The organism is Deltaproteobacteria bacterium RIFCSPHIGHO2_02_FULL_44_16 (assembly GCA_001798185.1).
In the GTDB taxonomy this organism is placed as follows: domain Bacteria; phylum UBA10199; class UBA10199; order 2-02-FULL-44-16; family 2-02-FULL-44-16; genus 2-02-FULL-44-16.
In genome coordinates this window covers 122074-135303 of the sequence record MGRM01000012.1, presented here as the reverse complement: position 1 = coordinate 135303, position 13230 = coordinate 122074, and the positions used below count along the sequence as shown (strand labels likewise).

Here is a 13230-nt window from a genome sequence, read left to right as displayed (position 1 = left end):
CATGCTCCAGTGTGATTTCAATAATTGTATGAGTGAAGTGATTGGTGAAGAGCACGGAATTACTTCACAAGATTTGGCCCTGCTTGAGCCCCAACTCAAAGGAGCGAGCGCTCAACTGACCACCTGGCATAAAAATAAAGATGCCATCTTTCTTGATCTTCCAAATCTTTCTCATCTTTACGAAGATATTCCAAAGCAAGCTTCACGTATTCAGAGACAGTTTGAAAATCTGGTTGTTCTTGGCATCGGTGGTTCAGCGCTCGGTTTGCGATGCATTGCGCATTCGTTGCTTCATCCTTTTCATAATCTCCTCGACAAAAAGCAACGACAAGGGAAGCCACGACTTTTTGTGTGTGACACGCTTGATCCCGATACCTTTTCTCTTCTCTTCGAGTATTTGGATTTAGAAAAAACTTGTTTTAATGTCATTTCCAAATCAGGGACAACACTTGAAACCATGGCTCAATTTTTTTTCATCATTGAGTGGCTTCAAAAAAGTATTGGTAAAAAATGGAAAGACCATCTCATTATTACGACCGATCCTGAAAAAGGGGCACTCCGTGCGTTTTCTGAAACAGAGAGAATCACTTCATTTGTAATTCCTCCATCTTTAGGTGGACGCTTTTCCGTGCTTTCTCCAGTTGGACTCTTTCCTGCTGCCTGCGTTGGGATCGATATTGAAGGTCTTTTGCAAGGAGCGACGTTAACATCTCTTGAAACGGCAACACGCATTGCCGCTTTTCATTTTTTGATGGCAACAAAAAAGAAAAAAACAATTTCTGTGATGATGCCTTATACCGATTCACTTCGAGATTTTTCAGAATGGTATGCGCAACTGTGGGCTGAAAGTTTAGGAAAAAACGGAAGAGGGATGACGCCAGTCAAAGCTCTCGGCGTGACAGACCAACATTCTCAGCTTCAACTGTATATGGAAGGTCCAAATGATAAACTCATTACTTTTTTGAACGTTCAGTCATATCGTACTGCGCCTGAAAAAACCCGTCTTCACAATGTGCCCGAGGCGTTTGCTTTTTTAGAAGGAAAAAGTTTTGATCGTATTGTACAAGCAGGGCAACAGGGAACCATGCGAGCGCTTGCGCAAGCGCATCGTCCGAATTTCACCATCACCTTATCAAAACTTCATGAACAATCGGTCGGTTCGCTTTTAATGACGTATGAAATAGCAACAGTTCTGATGGGAGCCTTAATGCAGATCAATCCTTTTGATCAGCCGGGTGTGGAACTTTCCAAACGATTAACGAGACAAATTTTAATTGAATCGTAGGGGCGAGTGGCACGCCCGGGCGAACGCCGTTCGCCCCTACGATTCAACAAAACAAAAAGTGTATTAATACCAAATCGATTTTCGTTTTTTGAGAAGGCGATGGATTGTGGTTTGAATCGTTTTGCGAATATCTTCCGATTTTTTTTCGACGAGTTTTTCATTTTCGGCGTCTGATTTTTTTTCCTTCGTAAAGCTGATCGGCTTTCCAAAATGAATGTGCCATTTACTCGGAAGAGGAATGAGACCTAAAGGGCCAAGCCACGGAAACGTCGGTGTAATCGGAATATAAGGAATTCCAAGCGGTTGCGCGAGAAGTTCTTCTTTGTAGAGAATCGGATGAATCTCTTCTGCTCCCACAATCGTTGTCGGAATAATGGTTGTTTTCGTACGCATGGCGAGTTTGACAAAACCGCCATGTCCAAACTGGTCGAGTTGATACCGATCATCGTAAAGCTTCCCGACTCCTTTGACCCCTTCGGGGAAAATAGCGACACATTCTCCAGCACACAAAAGCGTTGTGGCATTTTCGTGAGACGCACGTACTCCGCCAATGCGCTGAATGAAGTCACCCAAAAAGGGAAGATGAAAAACAAAATCATCCACTAAAAATCGAACTCTTCTTTTTCCACCAGAAGTATTAAAAACTGCGAGATGTACCATGGCGCCATCATACGGAAGCATGCCTGAATGATTGGCGACGAGAAGCACTTTTCCTTTTTGAGGGATGTTTTTTTCTCCGGTGACCGTGACGCGAAAATATTGTGAATAAAGAAATTGAAAAACGGGACGAAGTTTCTGGAGAAGACCTTCATCAACAAAATCAAAAGGATCGTGAATCATGAGGTTTCAGTTAATCGGGTCGGCTCACAACAGATAATCGATACGTCATGAGCATGGCGAAAAAAATAATGCCGTCAATGACGGCGCCTGTCACATAGATGAAATAAGGATCCATAAAAAAGTAAGAGATGACATAGGCAATCGTGGAACATGCTTTGGCAAAGATAATGATTTTGGAAAAAGATGCATTTCGAACAGGATCGTAGGCGACAAGAAAACAAAGGTATGCCTGGGTGAGCATAAGACTCACGGCAAGGACGAGCCAGAAAGAATGTTGTGTCAGAGAAGGACGAGGACCTCTCCATCCGAGAAGGGTGTGACCGATGTTGGTGATATACGTCAAAATCCAATCAGGGAAAAAAGCGACAACCGCTGCGGCTAAAAGAAACAGCACGGTCCAAAGTTTCATCCAGGCTCTGAGTGACCGCTCTTGTCGTGTCAATCCCGCATCTTTCATATTCATGAAGTTCACAGATGGCGTGAAGAATGTCAAAGAATGCTATTTCATGTCATCTTCATTGAAAATGAATTGTGGTCATCGCTGCATTGACAACCATTGTTTTGCCTGTTAGAAATCAACAGCTAACACATTGAAAAGACATGAGAATATGAATTTTCGTCCTACAGAAGCCGTGATTCACCTGAAAGCGCTCGAGCATAATCTTGTTCACATCACGTCTCTCCTTCCGAAAACGACGAAAATCATCGCGATTGTAAAAGCTGATGCTTATGGTCATGGCGCTGTTCCTGTTGCGAAGCGACTTATTGTCAAGGGAGTTCACGCGCTCGGGGTTGCAACGGTCGAAGAGGGAATTGAGCTGCGTGAATCTGGGATTGCGGTTCCAATTATTGTGATGGGAGGGATGCTCGGCTGCGGAAGCGCTGCCGCAAAGGCGATGATCCAAGCAAAACTTCTTCCGGTGATTCATTCGCTCGATGCGATTGAGCTTCTTGAGGGTGCAGCTTCGGCGTCGACAGAACTTTCCGTGCATCTCCAGGTCGATGCCGGGATGAATCGTCTCGGTGTTCGTCTTGAAAGTTTAAAGTCCGTGCTTCTCCGACTTCAAGTATCGCAGGTATTGAAACTTGTCGGAGTGATGACCCATTTTGCGTCGGCAGAAGATGCTGTCTATACCGCGTATCAAGCAGAACAATTTGAACTCGCACGGACAATGATCCTTTCGCATTTTTCTTCTGTCTCCCTGTGGCATGCCTCCAACTCAGAAGCCATTATGCGAAACGTAATGACATCGCGTGAGGGAGAGTGTTGGGGAGTAAGACCTGGCATTGCACTCTATGGTACTGTTGCAAGTCATGTGCTTCCTCCTCAGATAAAACTTCAGCCCGTAATGTCGTTGCGAAGCGCCATCTCACTTTTAAAATGGATTCCCGCGGGATCGCGTGTCAGTTATGGCGGCACCTTTGTGACAAAACACAAAACGCGTCTTGCTGTTGTGCCCATCGGCTATGCAGATGGCTATCCCTGGAATGTTTCTGGAAGGGCTTGCGTGCTTGTACGAGGTACACGTGTTCCGGTGATAGGAAGAGTCACGATGGATATGATTATGCTCGATGTTTCCGCGCTTGCGCTCACCGTACAAGTAGGCGATGAAGTCATCCTTCTCGGAAAACAGGGGAATGCTTTCATTGATGTGAGTGAAATTTCAACATGGGCTGAAACCATTCCGTATGAAATTTTTTGCGGCATTTCAAAACGGATACCTCGTGTCTGCAAAGAATGAAAGGTGGAGTGAAGCATGAATCGTGTTGCGCTTAGTATCACATCCATTGCAGGGAATGTAGGCGCTCGTCTTCTCTCTTCTCTGCACACCCTCGGAGCGTGGTGTCATTTTGTAAAGCTTACCTTTGTTTGGTTTTTACGTCCTCCGTTTCGCATGCGCCAGTTTTTTCGTCAGATGGAATTTGTTGGTGTGAAATCAACCGGGATTATTGCACTCACCTCATTTTTTACAGGTGCAGTCTTTGCGCTTCAATCAGGAGAAGTGTTCGAACTTTTTAATATGGAAAGTATGGTGGGAGCTACCGTTGGCATGTCGCTCACACGAGAACTCTCTCCGGTGTTTACCGCGCTCATGGTCATTGCTCGTGCGTGCTCTGCTATGGCAGCAGAGCTTGGAAGCATGAGGGTGACCGAACAGATCGATGCGCTCGAGACAATGGCGGTCGATCCGATTCAGTATCTTGTTGTTCCGCGTGTTGCGGCGACAACCGTCATGATGCCGCTGCTGACCATGCTTTTTAATTTTATCGGTATTATTGGCGCGTATCTTGTGGGCGTTCACCTTCTCTCGATTCATGAAGGACCATTCCTGACGCTTCTTTATTATTATGTCGACGTCGACGATCTTTTAGGAGGACTTCTTAAATCCGCTATTTTTGGTTTTGCGATTGCTTCGATCAGTTGCTTTATGGGTTTTCGCACGACATCAGGGGCTGCTGGAGTTGGAAAATCAACAACGCAAGCAGTTGTCGCTTCTGCTGTTACTGTCCTTGTGCTCGATTATTTTTTAACGACGTGGATACTGGAATTTATTTCAAAATGATTGAACTGAAAAACATCCATAAATCGTTTGGCAAACAAAAGGTTCTTCGAGGAATCGATCTGACAATTCCGAAAGGGAAGATTACGGTTATTCTCGGAGCTTCAGGATGCGGGAAAACAGTGCTCCTGCGGCATATCATCGGACTCTTTACGCCAGAGCAAGGAAAAGTGATTGTCGACGGAACTGATATCAACAAACTTTCACGTCATGAACTCAATGAATTTCGAAAACGTTTTGGAATGGTCTTTCAACATGCAGCTCTCTTTGATTCATTGACAGTTACGGAAAATATTGCATTTCCTCTTGTGGAACATGATCGAGAACGTGATCCCAAAAAAATTTCACGCATCGTCAAAGAAAAGCTCAAACTCGTGGGTCTTCCCGATGCTGCGGAAAAAATGCCGAGCGAACTTTCAGGAGGAATGCGAAAGCGAGTTGGCCTTGCGCGAGCGCTTGCGCTTGAACCCCGCATTATTCTTTACGATGAACCGACAACCGGCCTCGATCCCATCATGACTGTTGCGATCGATAATCTGATTTTGTCCATGCAGCAGGAGCTTTCAGTCACCTCGGTTGTCATTAGTCACGATATTCAATCTTCTCTTCGTGTTGCAGATCAAATTGCGATGATGCATGAAGGAAAAGTGATTGAATGTGCACCACCAGAAGCCTTTCAGGCTTCTCCTCAGTCAGTCGTTCAGGATTTTTTGCAGGCTGCACACCGTGCTAATCATAAAGGGAGGACGCAGTGAGAGAACGAACCACGGAAGTCAAAGTTGGCCTCTTTACTTTTCTCATTCTTATCGTGCTTTTTTGGGCCACGATTCGAGTTGCTGATCGCACTTCTGTGACTGGTCGAGGTTATGATCTGACCTTTGAAGTCGATTCGGCGACAGGTTTAAAAAAGAAAGCTCCTGTTGAACTTGCCGGCGTTGCCGTGGGAGTGGTGAAAGAGATCGATCTGGTCGATTCTCGCAAAGCTCGGATTCGATTGCGTCTTAATCCTGAAGTCAAACTTCCTGTTGATAGCAAGGCAAAGCTTCGCAGTCGTGGTTATCTGGGCGAAACCTATGTCGAGCTTGTTCCCGGAAGCGATGAGAATCGTTTGAGCGATGGGGATGAAATCAAAGACAGCACACGTTCAGGAGATTTGAACGATATTATTTCTCAATTTTCAGAGATTGGGAATGATGTCAAAGCCATTACGGGAAACATGAGAAATCTGGCGGGAGATAGCGGAGCCCCGGTGAATAATGCGATTCATAATCTTGAAGAATTTACGGAGGCGATTAAAGAGCTGACACTTCGCAATACCGAAAACATCGATCGTATTGCGAGTAATATGGCGGCGCTCACCCAGGAACTTCGTGAGTTGATTGAGCAGGGGCGACAGGATGTGGAGCATTCCATTGAAAATATTTCTTCGATTACCGGAAAAATTAATCGTGGCGAGGGGACCATCGGCAAGCTCGTGAACGATGAAGAGACTGTTGAGAAACTCAATGAATCGTTGGATGGTTTGAATGAAACACTCGGAGGATTTAATAAATTAGAAACGCAACTCGGTTTTCATACTGAATTTCTTGGTGAGTCCGAAGACTTTAAAAATTATATTTCTCTCTCTCTGCGACCTGTCCCCGATAAAGCGCTTCTTATCGATCTGGTTTCTGATCCTGATCCAACTCCCAAGCATGTGCTTCAACAAACAAGTGTGACGGTTGGCGGCGCAACGACGAATGTAACGACCGATACCTCGACGACGAATCGCAACAGTCTTCTTTTTTCAGTCCAGCTTGCAAAACAGTTTTATGATTTTCAAATTCGAGGTGGAATTATTGAATCCACCGGCGGTCTTGGACTTGACTATGATCATGGACCGTTTGGGGTGCATTTCTCCGCGTTTGACTTTCCCTCTGCTGCGAATGAAAAAGTTCACTTAAAACTTTTAGGTGATGTGGATGTGACCAAGAACTTTTTTGTGGTTGGCGGCGCTGATGACATGCTCAATCCTTTGCAAAAAACCGATTGGTTTGTCGGAGCAGGCTTTAAAATTGTAGAAGATGACTTTAAAAAACTTGCACGATTTACAGGTGGGTCCAGCTTATTGGGTAAATGAAGTCTAAAATGTCATCCTTCACTTCGTTCAGGATGACGTTATAAATTTATGAAAATCAAACGTGCTCTTATCAGTGTTACCGACAAAACCGGCATTGTTGCTTTTGCTCAAGAGCTTGCCGCGCTTGGCGTTGAAATTCTTTCGACCGGAGGAACGGCAAAAGTTTTGCGAGATGCTGGAATTGTAGTGAGAGATGTTTCCGATTACACCGGTTCTCCTGAAATTCTCGATGGAAGACTGAAAACACTTCATCCGAAAATTCATGGTGGTCTGCTTGCGATTCGTCAAAACAAAATTCATCTGCAGGAACTGAAAGAACAAAAGATCGAGACGATCGATCTTGTTGTGGTCAATCTCTATGCTTTTGAAAAAACCGTTGCTGATGGTTGCTCCTTGTCTCACGCCATCGAACATATCGATATCGGTGGTCCGACCATGCTTCGCGCTGCTGCGAAGAATTATCACGATGTTGCGGTTATTGTGGATCATGCTGATTATGTGTCGGTGCTTGAAGAAATGAAAAAAAATCAGGGAGAACTTTCGAAAGGAACGAAGTTCCGTTTAGCACAAAAAGTTTTTGCAACGACGGCTCGGTATGATGCAGCGATTGCAAACTATCTTACTGGATTTGAGAATGAAGAAAAGGTTGCAGATTTCCCCAAAACGCTAGGACTTATCTATGAAAAGGCGCAAGCCTTGAGATATGGAGAAAATCCGCATCAGAGAGCTGCGCTCTATCGTGATGTGAGTAATATGGTTGTCATCCCTGCGAAAGCAGGGATCTCAGGAGATTCCCGCCTTCGCGGGAATGACAGTTTGTCTGAGCCAAGCATTTTCAATGCGCGACAACTTCACGGGAAAGAGCTCTCCTACAACAATATTATGGATGCTGATGCGGCTCTTTCGGTGATCAAAGATTTCAATGATGCTCCTTTTGCTGCTGTCATCATCAAGCACGCAAATCCCTGCGGGGCCTCAGTTTCATCAATGTCTCTCGCGGATGCATTTTGCAAAGCGCGAGATGCCGATGCGCTTTCGGCTTTTGGTGGTATTGTGGCGCTGAGTCGAGAACTCGATAAAGCGACTGCAGAGGCGATCGGGGAAACTTTTTTTGAAGTGATTTTGGCGCCATCGTTTTCAGATGAAGCAAAAGTACTTTTGTCGAAGAAAAAAAATCTTCGTTTGCTGGAAGTGGAGGGTTTAGGAAAACGAGGAGCTTCTCCAGGATTGACCCTTCGCAAAGTTGCAGGTGGTTTGCTGGTTCAAGATCGAGATGTGGGAGAAGAAAACATTCATCAATATCAAATCGTGACCAAACGTTCACCATCCCAGGAAGAGGGTGTAGCTCTTAACTTTGCATGGAGACTGTGTAAACATGTGAAGTCTAATGCCATTGTGATTGCATCAGAAGATCAAACCTTTGGTATCGGCGCTGGCCAGACAAGTCGAGTGGATGCAGTTGAACAAGCAATTAAAAAATTGAACTCCCAAAAAATACCCAGAAGAGGGACGCAGTCCCTGGGGTCGGATGCCTTTTTTCCTTTTCGTGATGGTGTTGATATTGCAGCAAAAGCAGGGATCACAGCCATCATCCAACCCGGTGGCTCTCTTCGCGATGATGAAGTCATTGAAGCTGCCAATGAACATAATATCGCCATGGTCTTCACCGGTAAACGGCATTTTCATCATTAGAGTGGTTGACCAATAAGTGTCAGACACTTATTGGTCACAACCGATCATTTTCATCACGAACATTTCGCGTGTCCATGTCGCCAAGAAATCCTTGAAGAATATTTTTCTTGGCAATCCAATGGCTGCCGCGACCTTTGCCTGCGAGTTTTGCAAAAGAAGAATTGGAAAGATCGAGGAGAGCTTGTTGTCGTGAGATTATATGACCCGTTGCTTCGAGATAATCTGAAACTTTAATTTGTTTTCGAGTCGCAAGAAGTCGACGGAGAATATTGCGACGGGAAGCTAGATCAAGTTTTCCAAGAGAAGCATGACGGTCACTCTCCAAGCGAGGTGCTTCTCGCGCGAGAAACCCCCAGCGCTTATATTGCGTAAGAGATGCTTCAAGAGTGCGCTCTGCAATCGCTCCGCCTGGAGATGAAAGATGATAGAAATAGAATTGAAGGGGAAGAGGGGCGAGACCCGCTTGAAGATAGTTGCAGAAATATTTGAGTTCGTCATCTCCAGCATCACGTACAAATTCGCAAATGATCGCAATTGTTTGAACTGTTTTCATAGCAGAATAAAAAGAGCGAATCTGCGCTGGATTCAGTTTATTCCGATGTTCGATAAAGAAATTGACCAGAATAGTTATCAAGCGTGGATCATAGCGTGACATATCACAAGCTAAGGCGATAAGTTCTTCAAGCGAACGAAACCGATATGGCCACCGATATTTCTCGCCGATACAATGAGCGCCATGCTTTCGAAGTTCAAAATAGAGACGGCTTAAATGTCGATCAGTTGGAATTTTTTTGATCATTCAAACCTCAAGTTGATCGAGTAAATCATGTAGAAAATCCAAAGCATTTTCAGCTCCAGGAAGTCCTTTTCCCTGAAGGTTATCAAGCTGGTGTTCCACCAGGTCGGTGTCAGCGCCACGTTTGATCAAAGCTTTGGCGTGCCCGATATCTTTTTCTCTTCCTGCAAAACATTTCATGATGAGAATATCTTCTGCACCGAGAGCAAGAGCGTGGAGCATTTTTCCTTTATAGACGGTGATGAGTCGATCGCGAAAATCCTTGGGAAGAGAGTAGGTGAAGGTGCTGAAATAAGAGTTGTACCATTGACCTCCGATTTTCAATTCTTGGCCAACGTCCTTGACAATATTGTCGAGTTCAGCGGGACTCAGATCAGTTGAGAGAGGAAGTCCGTCAATGTCTGCCGTTGTAAGAGGAACATCGTGAGCCAGAAGCATCGCCGATCCACCTCCAATAAGCATCGTGACTTTTTTTGGAAGTCGACTATCTAGGAGCTTAAGTGCCTGTAACATTTCGCTTTTTTTCATGCACTTAGATAATGACAAACAAACGACTATAAGTCAATTAGATTGTTATTTTTGTGGATAGTTTGCTTTTAAACTAAAAAAGCTTTTATGAGCAACCAAAAGATTCTTACTCCGATAATATTTTGATTTGACGAAAATAAGGTGAATTCAAAGAGGAGAAAAATATGACCAATATCGATCGCTGTGATCCTTTAGTAACGAGTTGCCTCAATAGTGAAGAGCTGTTTTCAACTCAACTCAACTCAACTCAACTCAACTCAACTCAATCAATTGCTGAATTCTCTGATGCTTACAGCCCCTCCTTTAACTGGTATCAATTTGGTTTGGGGTATTCATCCAGAACAGTCGATGCCTTTTGGGAAAGAGATACTGGGGTTCGTTCTCATTGGGAGAAATGTGATGATGCTGTTTCTGTGGCTCTTGGTGTTGATTTTGGTCCTATGTATGGTTTTTCCATGATTTCCTGTTATGCCGTCTGGGGAATGGCAATGATTCCCGAAGTTTTAAAATCAATCCCTGATCGAGTAGAAATGGCGCAAAATGCTCGCAATGAATCTGAGTTAGGAGCTGCAGTGAGTGATGGTCTTTTTATTGCCTTCGATGTAGCGGCTGCTGGAGCTCCGCTGAGTGGAACAACTCCACTGCGTCTCACTCCAGCGGAAACTTTTCCAATGCCTGCCTTTGTTCCAGGAAGTCAAGGGGCTTTGGTTCAAGCTGCTGCAGCAAGTGGAATGGCCATCTCCATTGATACTGCGGCCATTGTTTCTGTCGGAAGTGTTCCCATCTTTATGTCATCAGTTGATGGTGGAGAAGGATCTGGACAATCTGGTCCTACAGATAATGACCTTGCGCAAGCGCTAGATGATGCAACAGATGAACTTATTGAACAAGCTGATCGAAGTGCATATTTAAAAGAAAGACCAACGCTATTACGTTCTCTTCGTGCGACGGTCGAGATGGCAAAAGGAAGTAAATCTTTAAGTGAGCTTGCTTCCAACTTGATTGAACAATTCAAGAGTCGTTTGAAGGTTGATCATGCATATGGTCGATATTGTGCGCTCATGAAAAGTTTAAAGAGAAAACCTGTTCCGCGCAATAGATTCGAATTCCGAAGGATTGATGGTCCTCATGGTTTTTCAACTGCTGAAAGGTTTCAGGCTATCGAGCAAAACGGGCTATACCCCGGAACCAGAGTTCGATGTCAGACAAGCAGGGATAGCGTACCAGAAATTTATGAGATTTCGAGCATTGGCGTAGATGGAACTCTTAGTTTTAAAGGAGCGTCTAGTGGGCATAATCCGATTTATGTAACGCGCATTTCTGAGTAATATTCTCCTCCTTGTCCTCACTCTTAAAATAGCGTATGTGCGTGGCTTAATGGAGGTTTTGTGAATATGTTGGTGGTCGAGTGAAAGATCTTGAAAAGACATTTATTCTTAATACAATTTTTCACTGGCTTCGTGAAGAAGATTGTATTGTTTTTCTTTTTGGTTCACGGGCAAAAAAAGTTGCGCTGAAAAGTTCAGATATCGATATTGGAATTTTTGCACATCGCGAAATACCAGCAGCTGCATTTGTCGAGATTGAAGAGATCCTCAACCAAGAGACACCAATGCTCAAAAAAATCGATCTTGTTGATTTTTCGAGTGTGGACCAAAAAGTCAAGAAAGAAGCCTTAAAGGAGATTGAAATATGGCACGTGGGGAAAAATTGCAGCGATCTTTTGAAGACTTTAAAGCAAGCTTCGAAAAATTAAATGAAGCGGTCTCAGATACGTTTCGTGCTCAATATAAAGAAGAGATCATTATTGAAATTGTCACAAAGCGTTTCGAATATACCTATGAAACTCTTTGGAAACTTTTAAAAGAATTGCTCCTGGAAGAAGGGGTTGAAACAGCAACTCCTCTTCAATGTTTTAAAGAAGCTTTTAAGATCGGATTGGTATCGCAAGAAAGCGAAGAAATTTTCCCTCTTATCGTAAAAAAAAGAAATGAAATTGTTCACATTTATTCTGCTGATAAAGCCTATGAGATCTATCTGTTGATCAGGAATTCCTTTATTCCGGCGATTACTGCGGTTTCAAAAAATTTACAAAAAAGAATTCATATCTCATAGTGGAGAAGAAATGAAAGTTTTGGTGATTGGCAGTGGCGGACGAGAGCATGCGCTTGTGTGGAAACTAGCGCAGTCTCCCAAAATCAAAAAGATTTATTGCGCTCCGGGAAATGCTGGCATTGCTGATCTTGCAACGTGTGTTGATATTGCCGCTGATAATATTGAAAAACTTGTGAACTTTGCTGCAGAGAAAAAAGTTGATCTCACCATTGTAGGACCAGAGAGACCATTAGTGTTGGGCATTGTAGACGAATTTCAAAAACGGGGACTCCATATTTTTGGTCCCACTAAACTTGCAGCACAACTTGAAGCTTCAAAGGTTTTTACAAAACGCTTCTGTCAAAAATATGCAATCCCAACAGCACGGGCCGAAATTTTTACAGATCTTAAAAGTGCACTTCACTCTCTCTCCAAAATTGATGGTCCGTGTGTGGTGAAAGCAGATGGTCTTGCAAGTGGAAAGGGCGTCATTGTTTGTGAAACAAAAGAGGAAGCTCAGGATGCTGTCGAACTCATGATGAAGCAAAAAGTATTTGGAGATGCTGGCACCACCGTCATGATCGAAGAAAAACTTGATGGAGAAGAGGCTTCATTTATTGCTATCGCTGATGGGATGCATGTTCTCCCCTTAGCTTCATCGCAAGATCATAAGCGACTTCTCGATCACGATCGCGGGCCGAACACGGGAGGTATGGGAGCTTATTCTCCTGCTCCGATTGTAACGCCAAGTGTACATCGAAAAGTGATGGAGCAGATTATGCTTCCGACACTGCGAGGGATGGCGATGGCAGGGACGCCATTCACTGGCATTCTCTATGCTGGTCTGATGATTGCTCAAGGTGAGCCGAAGCTTCTGGAATTCAATGTTCGTTTTGGCGATCCTGAAGCACAGCCACTGTTGATGCGTCTGAAAAATGATGTGATTGATGTCATTCAAGCAGCCATGCTTCGACGACTCGATCGTTTTGAACTGGAATGGGATGCTCGTCCTGCTGTCTGCATTGTTATGGCGGCTAAAGACTATCCGGAAAAAGGAGATCGAGGAAATGTGATCACCGGTCTCGAGAACGTTGCTTCACTTCCGGATGTCACTGTCTTTCATGCAGGGACCGCAGAAGTGGATGGCCGCATTGTCACGAATGGCGGTCGCGTGCTCGGGGTCACAGCGCTCGGTTCAAATATGCAGGTGGCTCTTCAAAAATCGTATGAAGCGGTTTCAGGAATTCATTGGAACGGATGTCAGTACCGAAAAGATATTGGACAACGCGCTCTGCGCTGACCATAGACAATGGAC

At 44.3% G+C, this 13230-nt stretch carries 14 protein-coding genes; 10 read left to right on the top strand and 4 right to left on the bottom strand.

Annotated elements, in window-relative coordinates:
• The first annotated feature begins 1 nt into the window (after position 1).
• Positions 2-1285 (top strand): hypothetical protein, encoded by a 1284-nt coding sequence (locus A3C46_09410; protein ID OGQ22482.1) that lies wholly within the window; start codon positions 2-4, stop codon positions 1283-1285.
• A 63-nt stretch (positions 1286-1348) separates the two neighbouring features.
• Here A3C46_09410 and A3C46_09405 read toward each other — a convergent pair whose 3' ends face one another.
• Positions 1349-2125, bottom strand: a complete 777-nt coding sequence (locus tag A3C46_09405; GenBank protein ID OGQ22481.1) for a hypothetical protein — start codon at positions 2123-2125, stop codon at positions 1349-1351.
• Positions 2126-2135: 10 nt separating this feature from the next.
• Positions 2136-2582, bottom strand: coding sequence for a hypothetical protein (locus A3C46_09400; GenBank protein OGQ22480.1), 447 nt, complete (start codon positions 2580-2582; stop codon positions 2136-2138).
• Between the two features lie 151 nt (positions 2583-2733).
• On the opposite strand from A3C46_09400, the gene A3C46_09395 reads away from it, so the two are divergent.
• Genes A3C46_09395 through A3C46_09375 form a run of 5 tightly spaced genes read left to right on the top strand, consistent with a single transcriptional unit; the run spans position 2734 to position 8497 of the window.
• A complete protein-coding gene (locus A3C46_09395) occupies positions 2734-3867 on the top strand; it encodes an alanine racemase (GenBank protein ID OGQ22479.1) in 1134 nt (377 codons plus the stop codon).
• A gap of 15 nt (positions 3868-3882) precedes the next feature.
• The gene (locus tag A3C46_09390) at positions 3883-4689 is read left to right on the top strand and encodes an ABC transporter permease (protein OGQ22478.1); all 807 of its coding nucleotides are present in this window, start codon (positions 3883-3885) and stop codon (positions 4687-4689) included.
• Positions 4686-5441 (top strand): ABC transporter ATP-binding protein, encoded by a 756-nt coding sequence (locus A3C46_09385; protein OGQ22477.1) that lies wholly within the window; start codon positions 4686-4688, stop codon positions 5439-5441. The genes A3C46_09390 and A3C46_09385 overlap by 4 nt, the downstream gene beginning before the upstream one ends.
• Positions 5438-6805 carry a hypothetical protein gene (locus tag A3C46_09380; protein ID OGQ22476.1) on the top strand — a complete coding sequence of 456 codons (1368 nt, stop codon included), beginning with the start codon at positions 5438-5440 and terminating at the stop codon, positions 6803-6805. Before A3C46_09385 ends, A3C46_09380 begins: the two co-directional genes overlap by 4 nt.
• 48 nt (positions 6806-6853) lie before the next feature.
• Positions 6854-8497 (top strand): bifunctional phosphoribosylaminoimidazolecarboxamide formyltransferase/IMP cyclohydrolase, encoded by a 1644-nt coding sequence (locus tag A3C46_09375; GenBank protein ID OGQ22475.1) that lies wholly within the window; start codon positions 6854-6856, stop codon positions 8495-8497.
• Between the two features lie 34 nt (positions 8498-8531).
• On the opposite strand, the gene A3C46_09370 is transcribed toward A3C46_09375, so the two are convergent.
• Both A3C46_09370 and A3C46_09365 read right to left on the bottom strand, forming a co-directional pair.
• Complete coding sequence (locus A3C46_09370) at positions 8532-9296, bottom strand: hypothetical protein (GenBank protein ID OGQ22474.1); 765 nt, start codon at positions 9294-9296, stop codon at positions 8532-8534.
• Positions 9297-9755, bottom strand: coding sequence for a hypothetical protein (locus A3C46_09365; protein ID OGQ22473.1), 459 nt, complete (start codon positions 9753-9755; stop codon positions 9297-9299).
• Positions 9756-9985: 230 nt separating this feature from the next.
• Here A3C46_09365 and A3C46_09360 point away from each other — a divergent pair, with 230 nt between their 5' ends.
• The 4 genes from A3C46_09360 to A3C46_09345 all read left to right on the top strand — a co-directional run bounded on the left by A3C46_09360 (position 9986) and on the right by A3C46_09345 (position 13215).
• Positions 9986-11149: a hypothetical protein gene (locus tag A3C46_09360; protein OGQ22472.1), complete on the top strand. Its 1164-nt coding sequence runs from the start codon at positions 9986-9988 to the stop codon at positions 11147-11149.
• 80 nt (positions 11150-11229) lie between these two features.
• Positions 11230-11577, top strand: a complete 348-nt coding sequence (locus A3C46_09355; protein ID OGQ22471.1) for a hypothetical protein — start codon at positions 11230-11232, stop codon at positions 11575-11577.
• The gene (locus tag A3C46_09350) at positions 11514-11936 is read left to right on the top strand and encodes a hypothetical protein (GenBank protein OGQ22470.1); all 423 of its coding nucleotides are present in this window, start codon (positions 11514-11516) and stop codon (positions 11934-11936) included. Before A3C46_09355 ends, A3C46_09350 begins: the two co-directional genes overlap by 64 nt.
• Before the next feature lie 10 nt (positions 11937-11946).
• Positions 11947-13215: a phosphoribosylamine--glycine ligase gene (locus tag A3C46_09345; GenBank protein OGQ22469.1), complete on the top strand. Its 1269-nt coding sequence runs from the start codon at positions 11947-11949 to the stop codon at positions 13213-13215.
• The last annotated feature ends 15 nt before the right edge of the window (positions 13216-13230 follow it).

What these genes read in the sequence shown, in the direction of transcription:
- A3C46_09375 (OGQ22475.1), top strand. Translation starts at nt 6,854, where the DNA reads ATGAAAATCAAACGTGCTCTTATCAGTGTTACCGACAAAACCGGCATT.
- A3C46_09360 (OGQ22472.1), top strand. Translation starts at nt 9,986, where the DNA reads ATGACCAATATCGATCGCTGTGATCCTTTAGTAACGAGTTGCCTCAAT.
- A3C46_09345 (OGQ22469.1), top strand. Translation starts at nt 11,947, where the DNA reads ATGAAAGTTTTGGTGATTGGCAGTGGCGGACGAGAGCATGCGCTTGTG.
- A3C46_09400 (OGQ22480.1), bottom strand. Translation starts at nt 2,582, where the DNA reads ATGAAAGATGCGGGATTGACACGACAAGAGCGGTCACTCAGAGCCTGG.
- A3C46_09385 (OGQ22477.1), top strand. Translation starts at nt 4,686, where the DNA reads ATGATTGAACTGAAAAACATCCATAAATCGTTTGGCAAACAAAAGGTT.
- A3C46_09405 (OGQ22481.1), bottom strand. Translation starts at nt 2,125, where the DNA reads ATGATTCACGATCCTTTTGATTTTGTTGATGAAGGTCTTCTCCAGAAA.
- A3C46_09350 (OGQ22470.1), top strand. Translation starts at nt 11,514, where the DNA reads ATGGCACGTGGGGAAAAATTGCAGCGATCTTTTGAAGACTTTAAAGCA.
- A3C46_09390 (OGQ22478.1), top strand. Translation starts at nt 3,883, where the DNA reads ATGAATCGTGTTGCGCTTAGTATCACATCCATTGCAGGGAATGTAGGC.
- A3C46_09395 (OGQ22479.1), top strand. Translation starts at nt 2,734, where the DNA reads ATGAATTTTCGTCCTACAGAAGCCGTGATTCACCTGAAAGCGCTCGAG.
- A3C46_09410 (OGQ22482.1), top strand. Translation starts at nt 2, where the DNA reads ATGCTCCAGTGTGATTTCAATAATTGTATGAGTGAAGTGATTGGTGAA.
- A3C46_09365 (OGQ22473.1), bottom strand. Translation starts at nt 9,755, where the DNA reads ATGCTTATTGGAGGTGGATCGGCGATGCTTCTGGCTCACGATGTTCCT.
- A3C46_09370 (OGQ22474.1), bottom strand. Translation starts at nt 9,296, where the DNA reads ATGATCAAAAAAATTCCAACTGATCGACATTTAAGCCGTCTCTATTTT.